At 68.0% G+C, this 17,723-nt stretch carries 17 protein-coding genes and 1 pseudogene; 9 read left to right on the top strand and 9 right to left on the bottom strand.

Annotation, left to right across the window (positions count from 1 at the left end):
• Positions 1-158, bottom strand: a 158-nt coding sequence (locus SZN_RS38640; protein WP_007495943.1) for a twin-arginine translocase TatA/TatE family subunit, incomplete at its 3' end; no start/stop codon positions are given.
• Positions 159-339: 181 nt separating this feature from the next.
• Between SZN_RS38640 and SZN_RS15320 the strand changes: the two genes are divergently transcribed.
• The 3 genes from SZN_RS15320 (at position 340) to SZN_RS15310 (ending at position 3,171) form a co-directional block, all read left to right on the top strand.
• Positions 340-723 carry a BlaI/MecI/CopY family transcriptional regulator gene (locus SZN_RS15320; RefSeq protein WP_007495942.1) on the top strand — a complete coding sequence of 128 codons (384 nt, stop codon included), beginning with the start codon at positions 340-342 and terminating at the stop codon, positions 721-723.
• A gap of 6 nt (positions 724-729) precedes the next feature.
• A complete protein-coding gene (locus SZN_RS15315; RefSeq protein WP_007495939.1) occupies positions 730-1,662 on the top strand; it encodes a M56 family metallopeptidase in 933 nt (310 codons plus the stop codon).
• 126 nt (positions 1,663-1,788) lie between these two features.
• Positions 1,789-3,171, top strand: coding sequence for an LCP family protein (locus SZN_RS15310; RefSeq protein WP_483027200.1), 1,383 nt, complete (start codon positions 1,789-1,791; stop codon positions 3,169-3,171).
• 199 nt (positions 3,172-3,370) lie between these two features.
• Here the strand turns inward: SZN_RS15310 and SZN_RS15305 are convergent, their stop codons facing one another.
• Complete coding sequence (locus SZN_RS15305) at positions 3,371-4,351, bottom strand: sporulation protein (RefSeq protein ID WP_007495935.1); 981 nt, start codon at positions 4,349-4,351, stop codon at positions 3,371-3,373.
• A gap of 259 nt (positions 4,352-4,610) precedes the next feature.
• On the opposite strand from SZN_RS15305, the gene SZN_RS15300 reads away from it, so the two are divergent.
• Both SZN_RS15300 and SZN_RS15295 read left to right on the top strand, forming a co-directional pair.
• Entirely contained in the window at positions 4,611-5,957 is a 1,347-nt protein-coding gene (locus SZN_RS15300) for a hemolysin family protein (RefSeq protein WP_007495933.1), read from the top strand.
• On the top strand, positions 5,954-7,009 hold the full coding sequence (locus SZN_RS15295; RefSeq protein WP_007495931.1) for a hemolysin family protein: 1,056 nt from the start codon (positions 5,954-5,956) through the stop codon (positions 7,007-7,009). The genes SZN_RS15300 and SZN_RS15295 overlap by 4 nt, the downstream gene beginning before the upstream one ends.
• Before the next feature lie 354 nt (positions 7,010-7,363).
• Here SZN_RS15295 and SZN_RS15290 read toward each other — a convergent pair whose 3' ends face one another.
• On the bottom strand, positions 7,364-7,567 hold the full coding sequence (locus tag SZN_RS15290) for a DUF397 domain-containing protein (RefSeq protein WP_007495929.1): 204 nt from the start codon (positions 7,565-7,567) through the stop codon (positions 7,364-7,366).
• On the bottom strand, positions 7,564-8,415 hold the full coding sequence (locus tag SZN_RS15285; protein WP_043730792.1) for a helix-turn-helix domain-containing protein: 852 nt from the start codon (positions 8,413-8,415) through the stop codon (positions 7,564-7,566). Before SZN_RS15285 ends, SZN_RS15290 begins: the two co-directional genes overlap by 4 nt.
• A gap of 427 nt (positions 8,416-8,842) precedes the next feature.
• On the opposite strand from SZN_RS15285, the gene SZN_RS15280 reads away from it, so the two are divergent.
• Positions 8,843-9,289, top strand: a complete 447-nt coding sequence (locus SZN_RS15280; RefSeq protein WP_007495924.1) for an ATP-binding protein — start codon at positions 8,843-8,845, stop codon at positions 9,287-9,289.
• A gap of 84 nt (positions 9,290-9,373) precedes the next feature.
• Here SZN_RS15280 and SZN_RS15275 read toward each other — a convergent pair whose 3' ends face one another.
• Positions 9,374-9,628 carry a hypothetical protein gene (locus SZN_RS15275; RefSeq protein WP_007495923.1) on the bottom strand — a complete coding sequence of 85 codons (255 nt, stop codon included), beginning with the start codon at positions 9,626-9,628 and terminating at the stop codon, positions 9,374-9,376.
• A gap of 36 nt (positions 9,629-9,664) precedes the next feature.
• On the bottom strand, positions 9,665-10,561 hold the full coding sequence (locus SZN_RS15270; RefSeq protein ID WP_007495921.1) for a phosphorothioated DNA-binding restriction endonuclease: 897 nt from the start codon (positions 10,559-10,561) through the stop codon (positions 9,665-9,667).
• A 136-nt stretch (positions 10,562-10,697) separates the two neighbouring features.
• Here SZN_RS15270 and SZN_RS40915 point away from each other — a divergent pair, with 136 nt between their 5' ends.
• The 3 genes and pseudogenes from SZN_RS40915 to SZN_RS38635 all read left to right on the top strand — a co-directional run bounded on the left by SZN_RS40915 (position 10,698) and on the right by SZN_RS38635 (position 14,001).
• Positions 10,698-10,883, top strand: a complete 186-nt coding sequence (locus SZN_RS40915; protein WP_139063556.1) for a hypothetical protein — start codon at positions 10,698-10,700, stop codon at positions 10,881-10,883.
• Positions 10,884-11,304: 421 nt separating this feature from the next.
• Complete coding sequence (locus SZN_RS15265; RefSeq protein ID WP_007495916.1) at positions 11,305-12,552, top strand: VWA domain-containing protein; 1,248 nt, start codon at positions 11,305-11,307, stop codon at positions 12,550-12,552.
• 475 nt (positions 12,553-13,027) lie between these two features.
• Positions 13,028-14,001 (top strand): annotated as a pseudogene (locus SZN_RS38635) (IS5 family transposase).
• A gap of 343 nt (positions 14,002-14,344) precedes the next feature.
• Here the strand turns inward: SZN_RS38635 and SZN_RS40910 are convergent.
• The 3 genes from SZN_RS40910 to SZN_RS38630 all read right to left on the bottom strand — a co-directional run bounded on the left by SZN_RS40910 (position 14,345) and on the right by SZN_RS38630 (position 16,532).
• Positions 14,345-14,770: a hypothetical protein gene (locus SZN_RS40910; RefSeq protein WP_139063555.1), complete on the bottom strand. Its 426-nt coding sequence runs from the start codon at positions 14,768-14,770 to the stop codon at positions 14,345-14,347.
• A 287-nt stretch (positions 14,771-15,057) separates the two neighbouring features.
• On the bottom strand, positions 15,058-15,678 hold the full coding sequence (locus tag SZN_RS40905) for a helix-turn-helix domain-containing protein (RefSeq protein WP_139063554.1): 621 nt from the start codon (positions 15,676-15,678) through the stop codon (positions 15,058-15,060).
• Between the two features lie 50 nt (positions 15,679-15,728).
• Positions 15,729-16,532, bottom strand: coding sequence for a TIGR04255 family protein (locus SZN_RS38630; protein ID WP_167546308.1), 804 nt, complete (start codon positions 16,530-16,532; stop codon positions 15,729-15,731).
• Positions 16,533-17,723 lie beyond the last annotated feature (1,191 nt).

Here is a 17,723-nt window from a genome sequence, read left to right as displayed (position 1 = left end):
CCGTCGTCCGCTGTGCCGCCGTCCCGCGCCGCCCGCGCCTCGGCCTTCAGGATGCGCGCCGACCGGCCCGCCGTACGGGTCAGCTCGGGCAGCTTCTTCACACACAGGACGGCGATGACGACGACGAGGATGATCGCGAGCTCGCTGAGTCCGAACATGTCGGTCCTGTCCTCCTGGTGGGCCGGGCGGCCGGCCCACCGCGGCCGGCCGTGCCGCCTGGAATCTACAGGAGTGTAGATTCACTGGGGAGGCGGCGTCTGCTTTCCTTACGATGGACCGCTCGATCCAGCGCCCGGCACACCGGGTGTGACGCGCGGATGTGCGACAGGGAGACAGGGCATGACGGAGCACCGGCAGCGCGCGCGGCGCCGGGGGCAGGGCGAGCTGGAGGCGCTGGTCCTCCGGGCGCTGCGGGAGGCCGACGGCCCCGCGACGGCCGGCTGGGTGCAGGAACGGCTCGGCGGCGGCCTCGCGTACACCACGGTGATCACGATCCTGACCCGGCTGCTGGCCAAGGGCGCGGTGACCCGGGAGCGCGCCGGGCGGTCCTTCGCGTGGACCCCGGACTCCGACCAGGCGGGCCTCGCCGCGCACCGGATGCGCCGGGTGCTCGACGCCGAGAGCGACCGGGAGGCCGTGCTCGCCAGCTTCGTCACCGGTCTCGGACCCGACGACGAGCGGCTGCTGCGCGAGCTGCTCGACCAGTCCCGCGGTGAAGACTGACGCCGCATGGGGTTCTTCGTCTTCCTGCCGCTCGTCCTGCCGCTCACGGCATGGCCGATCGCGCGCCTGGCCGAGCAGCATCTGCACCCCCGCACCGCCACCCGGCTGCTGACCGGCGTGGCCACGGTGATGGCCGCGTGCTCCACCCTGTGCCTGGCCCTGGTCATGGTGGTCGGCACCGCCCAGCTCCCCGGCAACCCGCTGCCCGACGGCTGGTCGGACCCCGAGGTGCGCGCCGCGGTCCCCTACGACGAGATCGTCGGCAAGGCGGCGATCCCCGCCCTGGGCGCGGTGCTCGCGGCCTGCGCCCGCGCCCTGTGGCGGCACGGCAGGGTGCGCCGCCGCGCCCACCGCGCGCTGGCCGGACTGCCGGCCACCGGGGTGGCGGTCCTCCCCGAGGCGGCGCCGTACGCCTACGCGCTGCCGGGCCGCCAGCGCGACCGGGTGGTGGTGACCACCGGGCTCCTGGAACATCTCGAACCGGCCGAGCGGCGGGCCCTGTTCGCCCATGAGCGGGCCCATCTGGCCGCCGGGCACCACCGGTTCCTGCTCGCCGTGCAACTCGCCGCGCGCGCCAACCCGTTCCTGCGTCCGCTGCGGACCGCCGTCGTCTACACCGCGGAGCGCTGGGCGGACGAGGAGGCGGCCCAGCGGGTCGGCAGCCGCCGTACGGTCGCCTCCGCGATCGGCAAGGCGGCGCTGGTCTCCCGCGGCACCCCGGCCGCCACGCTGGCCGGGTTCGCGGCGCCGGGCCCGGTGCCCCGGCGGGTGGCGGCCCTGCTCGGCCCCGCCCCCGCCGTACGGTGCTGGCCGTCGCTGTTCACCTCGGTGGGCCTGGCGGCCTGGTGCGCCGCCGCGGGGACGGCGGCGTCGGCGATGTCGTCCGCGAACTCCGCGGTGACCATGGTCCTGATCCTGTACGCGGCGACGCCCCTCTGAGACAACCGGCGCCGGCACGCAACGAACGGGGCGCGGATCACCGTCTGTCCAGGGTGGGCCGACCGCGGCGGCGGCCGGCCGGGAACGGACGGGTAGGGTTCAGCGCGTGAGGGGGAGGAACGACAGGTGAGCGGTCAGCGAAGGCGCCGTGCCGCGGCGGCCGGCCGGGGGAGGACCCGGCTGACCCGGCGGGGACGGATCCTGATGTGGAGCGCGGCGGTGACGTCGGTGGTCGTCCTCGGGGCGGGCGGCGTGGGCGCCTGGGTCTACCAGGACCTCAACGGCAACATCAAGTCCGCCGACGTCGACGACAAGATCGGCGGCGGACGGCCGGTCAACCTCAGCCCGGGGTCCAAGAACATACTGATCGTCGGTTCCGACAGCCGCGCCGGCGCCAACGCCGGGTACGGCAAGGACCTGACCACCATGCAGTCGGACACGCTGATGCTGCTGCACGTGCCCGCGAACCGGAAGTGGGCGACCGTGGTGTCGTTCCCGCGGGACTCCTGGGTGGACATACCGGCCTGCGACAAGGGCGACGGCAGCACCTCGGCGCCGCACAGCTTCAAGATCAACCAGGCGTTCGCGATCGGCGGCAGCGGCGGCGAGGTCTCCAGCGCCGCCGCCTGCTCGATCAAGACCGTCGAGGCCAACACGGGCCTGCGCGTCGACAACTTCATGTCGGTGGACTTCCAGGGCTTCAAGGGCATGGTCGACGCCCTCGGCGGCATCGAGGTCTGCCCGAAGCAGGCGATCCGGTCCAAGAAGGCCAGGCTGGACCTGCGGCCCGGCTGCCAGACGGTCGCTGGCGACAAGGCGCTCGGCTACGTCCGGGTGCGCTACGGCGTCGGCGACGGCTCCGACATCGGGCGCATCGGCCGCCAGCAGGAGTTCATGGACGCGCTGGTCAAGAAGGCGCAGGACCGGCTGACCAGCCCCAACTCCCTCTACGGCTTCCTGCAGTCGGCCACCAAGTCGCTGACCACCGACCCGAAGCTGGCCGGCGTCAAGCCGCTGTACGGGCTGGCGTCGATGCTCAAGGGCATCCCGAGCGACCGGCTGACGTTCCTCACGGTCCCCAACTACCCGCGCGAGGCCGACGTGGCGACCGACCGGGCCAACGTGGTCTGGCAGTACCCGCAGGCCGCCGACCTGTTCACCGCGCTGGCCAAGGACCGCGAGGTGGACAAGAAGGAGCTGGAGAGCTCCGCGAAGCAGCCGGTGTACGCCTCCAGCGTGCGCGTGCGGGTCCTCAACGGCACCGGGGTGCAGGGCAGGGCCGCCGCCGTGGCCGAGCGGCTGCGCGCCGACGGCGTCGCGGTCACCGGGACGGACAACGCCCCCGAGCTCGCCGCCACGAAGGTGACCTACCCGGCGGGACTGGAGCGGCAGGCCGCGGCGCTGGCCGGGCGGCTGCGCGGGGTCAGGCCCGCGGCGGCGCAGGACGCCCCGCCCGGCGTGATCACCCTGGTCGTCGGCAAGAACCTCGCCCTCGACGACATCCGCTGAGAGGCCGTGCACCGGCACCGGGGCGTACGCCGCCGGGGCCGTTGCCCGGTGGCGGCCGTTGCCCGGGGGTGCCGGGCGGGGCCGGGCGCGGCGGGTGTCCCCTACGCGGCGGCCCCGTCACGGGCCGCCCGCGTCCGGAGTATCCGGAGTATCCGGAGTATCCGGAGTATCCGGCGTGTCCGCCGCATCCGGCCCCGGCTCAGCCCTCGTCGTCGCCTGACTCGGCCGCGTCGCCTTCGTCCTCGCCCTCGAAGAAGTCGCCGACCTCGTCCACGACCTCGGCCGCGACCAGGCCGCCCGCGACGCCGACCGCGAGTCCGGCCGCCCCGGCGACGGCCGCCGTGCCGACGCCGGGGCCGGAGCGGCCGTCCCCGTGACGCTCGTCGTAGTGGGCGCCGTGGGAGCCGTACGCCTCCCGGTGCTCGACCAGCTGCCGGATCCAGCCGTCCACCTCGGTGTTCCAGTCGCGCGTGTCGTGGTGGCCGACCGTGACGCGGGTGAGCGCGTCGTGCCCGCCGGAGAGCGGGCCCCCGCGCTTGTCGGCCTCCAGGACCACCTCCAGCCCGGCCGGGCCCGCGAGGAAGGTCACCTCGATCTCGTTCACCTGGTGCGCGTACCGCGGCGACGGGGTGATCTCGATCTCCTGGTAGAAGGGCAGCTGCTGCCCGGTGCCGCCGATGCGCCCGTACTCCAGATCGGCGGACCGGAAGCCGAACCCGAGCTGTCCCAGGGCCTCCAGCACCGCCTCCTGCGCGGGCAGCGGGCGGACGGTCAGCGGATCGAGGTCGCCGCTGTCCCGGGCGCCCGCCACCGACAGCCCCGTGCGCACGCCGAGGACGATCCCCAGCGGCTGGCCGTACAGCTCGGTGACCGGTGTCTCCCAGGGCAGCGGCACGGCGAACGGCACCGACCGCTCCTCGTCCCCGCCGAGCCGGAAGCCGCCGCCGACCGTGAACCGGCCGAAGGCGACGAGGCCCTCGCTCTCGCCCTCCCCGTGCTCCGCCTCCACCCGGGCCACCAGCTCCAGCGTGACGTGCTCGACGTCGAAGCCGGCGCCGCCGCCTCTGAGGCGCACCTGCCCGGCCAGGGTGCCGCCGGGCCGGACGGCCCCCTCGTCGAGGACCGTGTCGACCGTGGGGCCGCCCACGCCGAGTGAGCCGAGCAGTCGTCTGAACACCATCGTGGCGTCCACTCCTTCGCGTTCACGTGCGTACGTGCGTGTCCGTGGGAACAACCGGGAATGCCGGGCCGTTCTCTACAAGCGAGTAGAAGAATAGGATGGCCGGACCCGGAAATCCGGCCACGACGACAGAACCGGCCACGACGCAAGCGGCCCACGAAGACAGAAGGAGACACGAGCCCGCGATGGGTGAGCCTCCCAGTACCAGCCGTGCCACACCCCGCACGATTCCCGCGCACGAGGGAACGGGGGTGGCACGGTGACCGAGACGCTGCTGCTCCTGACCGCCCTCCTCCTCATCCTGGCCTGCGCCGTCTTCGTCGCGGCCGAGTTCTCGCTGACCACCGTCGAGCGCGCCGAGCTGGAGCGCGCCGCCGACGCCGGTGAGCGCGGCGCCGCGGGCGCCCTGGAGGCCGTCCGCCGGCTGACCCTCCAGCTCTCCGGCGCCCAGCTCGGCATCACCGTCACCTCCCTGGTGATCGGCATGCTCGCCGAGCCGTCGCTGGCCGCGCTGCTGCGCGGCCCGCTGCGGGCCGCCGGCCTCGGCGGCGCCGCCCCCACGGTGGCCACCGTGCTCGGCGTGGCGCTGTCCACGGTCGTGCTGATGGTCATCGGCGAACTCGTCCCGAAGAACTGGGCGATCTCCCGGCCGCTGGCCGTCGCCAAGGTGGTCGCGGGCCCCCAGCGCGGCTTCACCGCCGCCTTCGGCCCGCTCATCCACCACCTCAACAACGCCGCGAACCGCTTCGTACGCCGCCTCGGCCTGGAGCCCGCCGAGGAACTCGCCTCCGCCCGCAGCCCCGAGGAACTCATCGCCCTCGCCCGGCACTCGGCGGCCAAGGGCGCCCTGGAGGCGGACTCCGCCGAACTCTTCGTACGCACCCTGCACCTCGGCGAACTGACCGCCGAGAACGTGATGACGCCGCGCGTCGACGTACGCGCCCTGGAGGCGCACGCGACGGCCGACGACGCGGCGAAACTCGCGTACGCCACCGGCCTGTCCCGCTTCCCCGTCTACCGCGACAGCCTCGACGAGGTCGTCGGCACCGTCCACATCCGCGACGTCCTCGCCCTGGAACCCGCAGACCGGCTGACCACCCCGGTCACCGACCTGGCCGGCGAACCCCTGCTGGTCCCCGACAGCCTCACCGCCGACCGGCTGCTGGAGCGCCTGCGCACCGGCCGCACGATGGCCGTCGTCATCGACGAGTACGGCGGCACGGCGGGCGTCGCCACCATGGAGGACATCGTCGAGGAGGTCGTCGGCGAGGTCCGCGACGAGCACGACCCCGTCCGGGCCCCCGACCTCCAGAGCGCCCCCGCCACCGAGGACGGGCGCGCGGTGTGGGAGGCGGACGGCGGCGTCCGCCTCGACGAACTCGCCGGCACCGGACTGACCGCGCCCGAGGGCCCGTACGAGACCCTCGCCGGGCTCGTCGCCACCCGCCTCGCCCGCATCCCCGTCCGGGGAGACCTGCTGGAGCTGGACGGCTGGCAGCTGTGCGTCCTCGACGTCGACCACCACCGCGCCGGCCGGATCCGCGTCACCGCGCCGCCGAGCGGCCCCGAGACACGGCCCGTACCGCTCGCGAAGGACGCCCGATGACCGCCCTGCAACTCGCCATCGCCGCCCTGACGCTGCTGACCAACGCCTTCTTCGTGGGCGCGGAGTTCGCCCTGGTCTCCGTGCGCCGCAGCCAGATCGAGCCCCGGGCCGAGTCCGGCAACAAGCGGGCCCGGATGACCCTGTGGGCCGTGGAGCACCTCTCCGCGATGATGGCCACGGCCCAACTGGGCATCACCGTCTCCTCGCTGGTCCTGGGCGCGGTCGCCGAACCGGCCATCGCGAGCCTGCTGGAACCCGCCTTCGAGACGGTGAGCATGCCGTCCGCGCTCATCCACCCGGTCGCCTTCGTGATCGCCCTCACGGTCGCCACGTATCTGCACATGCTGATCGGCGAGATGATCCCGAAGAACATCGCGCTCGCCGCGCCGGTGCCGACCGCCCTGCTGCTCGGCCCGGCGCTCGTGGCGCTCACCCGGGCGCTGCGGCCGTTCATCTTCGGCATCAACGCCTTCGCCAACACCCTGCTCAAGCTGCTGCGCGTCGAGCCGAAGGACGAGGTCGGCGCCGTCTTCACCGACGACCAGCTGGCGCGGATGGTCCTCGACTCCAGCGAGGCCGGACTGCTCACCCCGGCCGACGGCGAACGCCTGCGCGACGCGCTGGAACTGGGTACCCGGCCGGTGGGCGAGATCCTGCTCCCCGCGCGCAAGATGCGCACGGTGGACACCTCGATCACCCCGGCCCGGCTGGAGCGCACGGCCGCCGAGGCGGGCTACTCCCGCTTCCCGGTCACCGGACCCGACGGTGCCCTCCTCGGCTATCTGCACATCAAGGACACCCTGGGCGCGGCCGACCGCGACCAGCCCTTCCCGTCCACCGCACTGCACCCGATCCCCCGGGTGCGCATCGACACGCCCCTGGACGACACCCTCACCGCCCTGCGCGCCGAGGGCAGCCACCTCGCGGGCGTCCTCGGCGAGGGCGGCAAGGTGATCGGCTTCGTGACGATGGAGGACGTCCTCTCCGAACTGGTGGGCCCGACCCGGACGGCGGCTCCGACGCCGGTTCGGTCAGTCCTGGCCGAGAACTGAGGGGCGGGCGGAACCTGCACCCGCGCGCGTCGGCCGCCGTACTCGCTCGGCCGCTGCGGGCGCGCGCCACGGGGACGGCCCAGACGGAGCCCGGTCGGGCAGCGCGATCGACGCGTCTGCCCCGGCCGGCTCCGGGGTCCGAGGCCGTGGGGGCCGGCCCGGGTCGGACGGACGCGGCGGGGCGCGGGCTGCCGTGGAAGACCTGGCTGGTGTCCTGGATCAGGGTCCGCAGGGCCTCGCGGGTGTCCGTGAGGTACGCCTCCTCCCGCCCGGCCACCGCGATACGCGTTGCCGTCGGCGTCGGTGCCGACACGGAAGCAGTTGGAACTCTCCGCGCAGACGGCGGAGCCGGCGTCAGCCGCCGAACTCGCGGCGGCTGACGGCCCCTATGAAGTCCCGCCAGTCGTCGCGGGTGAACAGGAGTACGGGGCTGTTGAGGTTCTTGCTGTCGCGAGTGGCGATCGTGTGGGTCAGGGCGGCGACCTCTACGCACTGCCCCTCGCCGCTGCTGTAGCTGCTCTTGACCCAGTGGGCAGTGGTGAGGTCGGGGGCGTTCATGCTGTCTCCAGTTCCTGCGTCAGTTCGGCCGTCGCCGTGGAGATCAGGGCGAGCGAATCATCGGGGCTGAGGGCCTGCGCCCGCAGCTTGTTGAAGGTCGTGGCGTAGCGGACGATGTCGCTGTCTGACTCAAGGAAACTGTCGTTGGCCATCGAGTCGATGTACACGATCTCGCCGTCCTCGGGGTCCGCGAAGGAGAGCAGGGCGAAGCCGCCGGGCATTCCCTGGTGTGCACCGGAGGCGTAGGGAATTACCCGCACGCTGATGTGTGGACGGTCCGCCAGTTCTTGGAGCTGCCGGAGTTGATCGGCCATGACGGCCGGTCCGCCGACCTGTCGCCGCAACGCAGCCTCGTCCATGATTGCCGCGAGTTCCAACGGGTGCTCTTTGGTGAGGACGGCTTGACGCTCCATGCGGGCCCTTACCCGTTTTTCGAGGTCGTCCGGCGGGGCATCGGGCAGGTGCCCCTTGATGACGGCGTGGGCGTAGCTCTCGGTCTGGAGAAGGCCGGGGATGTACAGCGCCTCCCAGTTGCGGACGGTCTTCGCCTCAGCTTCGAACTGGATGTAGGTGTTGTACTCGTCGCGCAGTGCGTCGTGGTACGGCCGCAGCCAGCCTTGGGTGTCGGCTCCCTCGTGCAGCGCCAGGATTCGCGTGCGCTGGCCGTCGTTGACCTCGTAGAGGTCGAGCAGCGTCATCAGGGTGCGCATCTGGGGCCGGCCTTCCGGCTTTTCGATGCGGTACAGCGTGGCGGGGCTGATGCGCGTCTGCGCGGTTACGTCGTCCTGGCTGAGCCCGGCGGCTTTCCGAGCCCGCTTGAGTTCGGACGCTAGGCGACGGAGGCGCACAGTCGGCGGCCTTGCGGTCACGCTCACTTCCCTTCCCACTGCATGAGCGGTCACGGCCGAGTGTGGCCCATCGGGGGCCTGCTCGCCAAGCCGATTCGCAAATGAAGGGACTTCATTCGAAGGGCTTGCATCGACTCGGCGGGAAGGTCATGCTGAGTCCGAAACAGCGACCCACTGTGACTGAGGTGTAGCCGTGAGTTGATCGCGCCCGGTGGGGGCGAGGGCTCGCGAGGACGGCGTCTGTGGGTTTCCGCAGTTCCGCCGCGTGCTTGCCGAAGCAGGCTGGTCGCGCGCCTTCGGGGTGCGACCCGATCGACTGGGAGGACCGACCCTTGACCCTCGTGACGTATGTCCTTGATCGTCTGCTGCCCGGCACCGGCCGCCGCAGACTTCCGGTCTGTTCGAGGTGCCGGGAGGTGGGCGCGGCATGGACCGTGTGACGTATTGGTTCCGGCACGCGGCCGAGCCCAGGGCGGTGCCGCTGGGGCGGCGTTTCGCGGGGAACGTCCTCAGGGACTGGGGACTTGAGCACCTGGGCGATCCCGTCAGGCTCATCGCCTCCGAGTTGTTGACCAACGCCGTGGAGGCCACCGGAACCACGAAGGCCGGGCTGAGCCATGGCGAACGCGAGACGCTGCCGTTCGTCGCGGCGCGGCTGATCGTGTCCGACCGGGCGCTGACGGTCGAGGTCTGGGACACCGGCCGGACGCTGCCCCGGATGCGAACGCCCGAGGCGGACGCCGAGAACGGCCGGGGCCTGCCGGTGGTGACGTTGTTGTGCGAGCGCTGGGACTGCTACCGCCACCCCTCGGGCGGCAAGGTCGTCTACGCGGTGCTGCCGCTCGCGCGACCGCCGGTGAGATCCTTACGCTGATAGGCGCCATGATCGCCGGGGCGAGAGCGCCGGGGCGAGAGCGCCGGGGCATGATCGTCGGGGCGAGAGCGCCCGCCCCTCTCGTCACCGCTGTACTTCGCTGTTCGCCAGGACGAGCAGGGCCCGCAAGAGCGTGGTGGCCCGCCGGGTGCCGGTGCGGAGCTTGGTCGGGGTCCGCCGGCTCTTGAGGTTCGCGAAGCCGTGTTCGTTGGCGGCGCGTTCGCGGCTGACCAGGCGGTTCGCCTCCTTCTCGGCGCCGGTCAACTGGTGGTTGCGGCTGGCCTTGCGGCCGGTGACGATCACCGGGTCGTCGTCGAGGCCGACGAAGCCGAGGTGCACTCCTTACCAGCGGGTCACGTGATCGGCGCTCGGCGATCAGGCGGCCGGGGCGGGGCGCGGGCTGCCGTGGAAGACCTGGCTGGTGTGCCAGGAGCGGTGGACCGCCGCGACGGGCTGGGCACCCGGTTGGGGACCGATGAGCGGGCGGCCGGCGAGCGCTGTGACGTGCTCGCGGGCGGCGGGGCTGTGGCCGACGAAGCGCTGCGAGACCAGGATGCGGTGACCGTCACCGATGCCGAGGACGCCCTTGTCGAAGAGCTTGTGGTGCAGCGAGCACAGACACATGCTGTTGTCGACGTCGTCAGGGCCGTCGAACGCCCACCAGCGCACATGCGCGGCCTCCAGCCCGACCGGCACCGTGCCGATCCTGCCGTCGTAGCCGCAGAATGCGCACTGGTACTCGTATGCCGTCAGGACCTGCTCCCGCATCCGGGGATCCCGCCGCCTCCGCGCGACGGCCGAGAGCTGTCCGGCCTCCGCCTGCTCCAGCTCCAGACCTACGGCTTCGCACAGGTCGCCGTGGAGCGAGGGCGGGAAGTGCAGATCGAGCAGGACCCGTACCATCCGGCCGAGCAGTTGCGGATCACGCCGCAGCGCCGCCCGCAGCTCCGGCGCCAGCCGCCCTGCGGCTCGCAACTCCCGCAACTCCCGCACGCCGCTGCCGGGGCTGCCCGGTCCGCGATCGGTGCGCACCTCCCACACGCCGTCGCTCACCAGGTGGTGGAACGGGTAGGCCGGGGTCGTCCTGTTCGGCGGACCGTACTCGGTGAGCAGCCGCTGCAGGTCCTCCTCCACCGCGCTGTACCGCAGTTCGCCGGCGGCATCCTGCTGGAACCGACCGAGCGCGTACAGGAACAGCAGCGGCTTGTGCGGAGCGCGGGTCCCGCTTCTGCTCCACTGCCTCAGCTTCGCGGCACGCTCCAGCCAGTCCATGACCGGCGATCGTAGTGGCGTTGGGGTGCGGTGGTTTCGAGGGGGCATGGGGAGCGGGGTCGACTCCCAGACGGCGCCCGGACGCCGTGGGGCCACCGGCTTCGTGCCGACGTTGCCTGTTGCGGCCCATCGAGTCGTGCCGAGGACGACTGCGACGGGTCTCAGGTCGGCCGCTCAGAAGGAGAACGAGAAGCTGCAGGCCGAGAACGAGCGGCTGGCCGCCTCCTGGGAGAAGCTGGTCAAGATCTTCTCCCAGATTTCTCCCAAGAGATCTCCAGGAACCACTCAGGGGCCCGACCCGCACTGCGGATCAGGCCCCTGACCTGGTGTTTCACTGTCGGGGTGGCGGGATTTGAACCCACGACCTCTTCGTCCCGAAGCAACTTGGGCGGGGGTGCCTGCTTGGGCTGGCCTGGCTCTTACCTGCGCTGATGGTTCGCAGACGTCCGCGGGCGTCCGCCGTTGTTCGTCGGCGTTGTCACGCAGTTAGACACTCACTGATGCCGGGAGTATCTGCATCCCTAGGGTTCAGCATCAGGACTCTTGCACCCTCGATCCAGCTCTATCACGGCGTCCGCGCCACTGCCCTGGTGGCTTCTATCTATCCGGCCGTACTTGATAGTGACCAGGTCTCCGAGTTCCGCCACAAGCGTTGAGGGGTGCGCTAGCTGCGATGGATGTCGTCGAGCACGCCACAGACGGGTCAACTGAGGTCTAACTTACTTGCTAATAGGAGGCATCCGATGACCAACACCCTTGCCAAGGGTGGCAACGCACCCCTGCTTGCGGGGAACTGTAGAGTCACCCTCACCGCACGCCAGACCGACATCGACGTGTGTGCTGTGCTCCTGTCACAGGACGGCAAGGTGCGCAGCGACGACGACTTGGTGTTCTACAACCACTCGGCTCAGGACGGCGTCGTCCTCGGCGGGCAGTCTGTGAGTGCGGACCTGTCTGTTGTACCTGGCGCGGTTGATCGCATCGTCATCGTCGCCAGCATCGACCCGCAAGCGTCGGCTGCATACTTCAACGCAGACAACACCCCGCAGGCAGTCATTGACTCAGGAGGCGCACGACTCACATTCATGCCCCCACCGTTCGTCCATCGTGAGACGGCCGCCGTGTTGGTCGAGTTCTACCGACGGGCAGGAGGTTGGAAGGTCCGCGCTGTGGGGCAGGGCTGGGACACGGGTCTAGCAGGTCTGGCGACCGACTTCGGTGTCGTGGTGGACGATGACGGCTCGGCTCCGGACGCCGCAACAGCGTCGAGCGGCCCTGCTGGGGCCCCGGTGCCAGCCATCAGTCTGGACAAGGTTCAGCGATCGGCACCAGGACTCGTAGACCTCTACAAGGCTGCTCATGTCTCTCTGGCGAAGAATCGTGTTGTCGGCCAGCGCGCAGCCGTCTACCTGGTCCTTGACCACTCCGGGAGCATGGGCGGGTTCTACGACGATGGCACCGTGCAGCACCTCGCCGAGCAGGCACTCGGGCTGTCTGCGAACCTGGACGACGATGGCACCGTACCGCTGGTGTTCTTCTCCCATGAGGTCGACCTGATCACGGACATCAGTCTGGGCAACTACCAGGGCCGCGTCGAACGCCTTCATAGAGCTCTGGACTGGGGTGGTACCTGCTACGCGCCTGCCATGCAAGCCGTAATCGACCACTTTCGAGCCAGTAGATCCTCTGATCCGGCGTTCGTGATTTTCCAGACTGACGGAGATCCCTTCGATCGGAGGGAGACTCGTGAGCTTCTGCGCCGAGCTAGCTCTCTACCGATCTTCTGGCAATTCGTAGGCTTCGGGCTCAGCCGAGACCTGCGGTTCCTTCGCAGCCTGGACACTCTAGGCAATCGGACGATCGACAACGCTGGGTATTTCGGGGCCGGCCAGCATCCGAGAAGGCGCTCAGACGCGGACTTGTATGACCGCCTCATGAAAGAGTTCCCAGACTGGTTGGTTACCGCGCGGGCTGCTGGCGTCATCCGGTAACGACCGTGTTTGAGAGAGGGCCATCATCAGCAGGTCGCAGGGCAGACAGACAACCGGGTAGATGCCTTCCAGGTGGGATTACCACCCCCGCTTTAGGAGAGGCTGGGGTGTCCCGGTGGTGATCTGGGGCTTCGATGACTGGTGAGATGCCCAGCAACTCGACCGCCAGACACCTTCGTTGATCGTGGCGGACCACTGCATCTGGCACGACAGTGGCACGAACCTGAGCTGACGACAGCCAGCTACGACGGCGGGTGCGCCGACCGACCAGGCGCGCGTATGCCTCTCTGCACCCCCACCTACCTCCGCCACGCTGCCGCTGCCGTCGACCAGAGCAAGCCGCGACGGCCATCCCGTAACGACGATGCCTGAGCTCTCAGCTTGGGAAGCTTGGGTCTTCTAGGGCGTGTGTGGAGTTGTGATCTCATGGGCCCCCGGCCTGGGAGGGTCGGGGGTCTTGGGGTAGAACGGTGGGGTGTCTCGACCTCAACTTTCGGATGCCGAGTGGGAGTTCGTGTCCCCGTTCCTGCCGGTCGGTGAGTACGGGCCGTACCCGGAGAACCTGCGGGCGCACTTCGAGGGCGTCGTGTGGCGGTTCAGGAACGGTGCGAAATGGCGGGAGTTGCCCGAACGATTCGGGCACTGGTCCACCGTTTACGGCCGGTTTCGGCAGTGGCGGGATGCCGGGGTGTTCACCGCGGTGTTCCAGGGTGCGATCGCCGAGGCGGCGAAGCGGGGCCTGGTGGACCTGTCGCTGGTCAGCGTGGACTCGACCACGGTCCGGGCCCATCACGATGCTGCCGGGATGATCGTGAAGCCCGAGATCCTGGAAGCGCTGGAGGAGGCCGCCGCGGAAAAGGGGGCGCCGGCCAGGGACAAGACGGGCAAACAGACCCGGAGCGGGAAGAACGGCGACGCGTGAGGCGTCGCCGCAGGGCCCGACTCGCCGCTGCCGGCCTGGGACGTTCCCGCGGAGGGCTGACCACCAAGACGCACCTGTCCTGTGTGCCGCAATGCCTGCCCCTCTCACTGAAGATCACTGCGGGGCAGGCCGGCGACAGTCCGCAGTTCATCCCCGTCCTGAACAAGATCCGCGTCCCCGGCCCGGTCGGCCGGCCCCGCACCCGGCCCGGCGCAGTCGCGGGCGACAAGGCGTACTCGCCCCGCCAGAACCGTTCCCATCTGCGCAAACGCGGGATCAAAGCGGTCATCCCCGAGAAGAAGGACCAGGCCGCCCACCGCAAGAACCGCGGCTCACGCGGCGGACGGCCCGTCACCTGGGACAAGCAGCTGTACAAGCTCCGCAACAGCGTCGAACGCACCATCAACAAGATCAAGGACTGGCGCGGTCTCGCTGTCCGCTACGACAAAAAGCCTGAAAGCTACCAGGCCGGACTCGAATTATGCGCCAGCCTCCTCTGGATCCGGCACCTCGGATCACAGCATTGATCACAACTCCACACAGGCCCTAGGAGTCGATGACTGCCCCTAGCCTGCGGCGAAGTGGTGTACGAGACTTTGCGGATCCGCGGTCGAGTCCCCGCTGTTCCCCGTGAGTGCCCGCAGTATCTGGCACGCGAATGGCACGACTCCTGCCCCTTGACCTCAGCGCACCTGATCGCAGCGGGGCATTGGACGTCTGCGCCTCAACTGACGAACGCCAGCCACATCGTCGGGTGCGTCGACCGATGAGGCCCGCATGTGCCAGGGCAACCACCATCGGTCCTCAGCCACGCTGTCCGGCGACGTCCGTCGTAGCCAGACGAGGTGTCAGCCGCCGCGCCAGGCGCGGTTATTTATAGAGAGACGTGTAGTGTTGACGGGCTTCTCGACGAATTCGACTGTGCTCTCTAACGATCTTCAGTGCTTCCCTCCGCTCGACATTATCTTCGTCGAGCCAGGATTGATACTGCTTTACAGCTTCGTCAGTAACCGTGACAGTATCACTATCTGCCGTGGCCGATGCTAGTGCTTCCTCAGTCCATTCTTCCTGCAACTCCAGTTCTATGAACGTGGGCGCCATCTGGCTGTGGAATCGGTCAAGTGGGAGCAGCAATCGAGTTTGAGTGAATACCATGCGTTGCTGGAGAATCAGAACACCTTCATCACTCAGAGCTGCAACGCGATTTTGTGCAGTCAAGTTTGCTGAACTCGCGGTGATGAACTCAATCATGTCGCCCATGTAATTGGGTGTCCCGCTGCCATGCAGTTCAGGCAACGGCATGATTCTGAAGCGGTTGGTCCAGTCAGAAGACCTTTTGGAGTATTCGCTTACTGGGATCACTGTGATGCGATCCCGTAGGGCCGCCCCTCGTCGCATATTGCAGGGATGCATCACAATTTGCGCGCACTGAGGATCTTCGCTGAAACCAGGCAGGGGAACGTCTGAGAAGACGTCCCCCTGCATTAGAGGGCGCGCTAGCGAGGGGCGTTCCCCCCAACACGAGTAAAGCAGTTCAGTTGAACTCGGAGCGCAAAGTTCCCCCATTAGGACAGTCGTCCTCCCTAGCGGCTGCCTCCTCGCTCGCGGAAGGCTAGCTGTCCATCAGTAGCGGTGAAGACCTCAATATCGGAACGGCGGGTGTCACGCCACTGGGGATCAATCTCGTCCAGGACGTGTGCAGGGTCTCGCCGTTGGCCAGCGATCTCCAACAGGGCAATCATATGCCCGTCCGCGTAGAGTTCAACGGCTCGCACCGAATAGTCGGATGGCAAGGCAAGATCCATTTCCAACCACTGGGCTGGATCCTCGATGCTGGACTCTTCGAGTAGATCAAGAAAAGCCGCGAGTTGAGCCAGGAGCCTGCGCTTCTCCGGTGTAGCGTCGCCCCCCGTCCGCCACTTGCGAACTGCTGATACGCTCACGCCAACTAGGCGAGCGATGTCGGACCAAGCCATGCCCCGCTCAACTGCCAACTCCTGAAGCAGGGTTGGCACACCGTGCTTAGCCTTGACGGCTGCGCGGGTTCGTAGATCTTCTTCTGTGGCCTGGTTGTGGATCTCTGCGATATCCCCACCCAGTGCACTGACTTGTGTCCGGAGCGTCCCCGCTTCGGTGCGGAAATACCCTGGGTGAGTGATTGCGGCTGACGGCGTTCCTTGTTCTGGACTGTAGTCGCGGATCATTCCGCTTGTGCTCTGTGAAGAGAGAGATGCGTGAGGTGTTCGTGCGGCCATTATTCCCCCCTGAAAAGGTCGCGCAGGCGATCCGTGATGGCTGCCTGAAACATCCTGCCTGTGGGCTGATGTAGCCTTGTTAGTGTCTCCTCCAGGAATTGTGTGGTGAAGACTTTAGAGTCCTCTGGTGTACTACATTGCCAGTAGCTATCGAAATCTAGGACAAAGAATTTCCCGGCATCGGGGAAGTGAGTGCGACGGAGGGGCGCGTTGCCTACGATGGGAGCCCCATCAACGGCCGCATACTGGAACTGGAGACATGTTGAATCTCCTGTCTCGAAGAGTGAAACTCCCTGGCTGGACTTTAGAGGCCCAATGCCTGGGTTGAGTTGTGGCAGCAGTGTTGGCGCTACCCAGTTGCCCCATTGTGAGGCATCTTTAATCTCCTCGGGCACTCGAATTTCATCGATGTACCGAATGCCTACTCGCTCTATTGCTGGAATGATCGTCGCGTCTGCAATTGCCGTCGCAACTTTCAGCATTAGGGCGAGGAAGTCTGGGAAGTCGGAGTACCTTGTCGTTTCGATTGTGAAGGCTTCGGTAGAAATGACCGCAGAGCGCGTGCTGCTGCGATTTAGATACCGATAAACTTCGGTACTCTGTTTCTTTTTGATTCCACTATCGAAAGTAAATTCGAGAGTGGCGCGCTGCTCCGTCTTGCGGATCGGTAGTTCGTCCTCTAGAGCGAGCTGGATGCGATCAAGGGTCTCGGCCTGCCGCAAGCGTGGTGCGTAGGGGTAGCGAACCTCAGCAGTTACCAGTGCCAAGGGGGCGTTGCTGTAGACCTCTCTGCGGTCATACATCGGACACATCACCACCTTCTCGGCGTTCTGAGCTGGACGTTTACCGCAGCGTGCACCAGAAGTGCACCTAGACTGTAACCATAACGCGCACCCGTGCGCCTGCGTAGGTGTTGTACTGCACCCAAATGAAGGATCGCAGGCGCCGTGATGTGACTGTGGTTCGGTGGCTCAGTGTTACGGCAGAGGGCGGATGCCGCTCATTCGGCTACGAGAACAGGTGAGCTAAGAGGTCGGTGGAGCGGCTTTGGGGTGGCGCTGCTTCGGCGCGAGTGATCATGGCCCCGTAAGCTTCCGGCGCGTCGGGCAGTCTGTGGACCTGCCCGGTAAAGCACGACGTTGGGGCCATGATCTGTGAGGCTCGCGCCAAAGTGGCTCCGTAAAGCCGTGGAGCTGACCGCCCGGCCATTGAAACCGTGCCCTGCGCATACGCCGCTGTAGATCCAACTGATCGGCTCCGGCTACGGGGGCCGCATTCGCGAACGCGCAGGTCCGAGTGCGCTCAGCCGCCGCACCTCAGACGGCCTCACCGGTTACCCCTTGGGAGACTCTGACCAAGATCTTCTCCCAGGTTTCTCCCAAACGATCACCGGAGACGCGGGAAGGGCCTGATCCTCAGTGAGGATCAGGCCCTTGACCTGGTATTTCTCTGTCGGGGTGGCGGGATTTGAACCCACGACCTCTTCGTCCCGAATGAGGTTCGGCTACCACCCCTGCCAGCATGAATCCTGTTTTCCCTGGTCAGGTGGGTGGTCTCGCTTGGTCTCGCGCCGTATGAAACGGGCTTGCGGAGTCGGTCGGCTCCCAAACGGCTCCCACAGCGTTTCCTACCGGCTCGGGCGAGGACCTGCACGCCGGCAACCGTGTGACGTTCCCGTTCACTTGGCCCATCCTCCTGTGCCACCGAGCCGGTGTCGTCTCGGCTCTCGCTGAGTGACCCGTCGACACCGACCCGTGACATACCTGCGCCTTACAACTTGTGAAGGTTTGGCGTAGGTTTCTATCCTCCTGCTTCGACGACCGATCTGGTAATAACCGGTCGGTCTGTCAGTGGATGCGTCTACAGTCCGTGGCAGGTCGGCGGTGTGGTGTGTGACACATCGTCGGTGTACATGGTGATCGACGTTTCAGGAGCCATGCAAGTGCGGCTTTGGCAGTGGTGCGTTGCTGTGTCAGCAGCGGGGGCGGTGTAGG

It is taken from the genome of Streptomyces zinciresistens K42 (genome assembly GCF_000225525.1).
In the GTDB taxonomy this organism is placed as follows: Bacteria; Actinomycetota; Actinomycetes; order Streptomycetales; family Streptomycetaceae; genus Streptomyces; species Streptomyces zinciresistens.
Note: the sequence above shows the minus strand (reverse complement) of the source record. Positions and strands in the feature narration are given on the sequence as shown.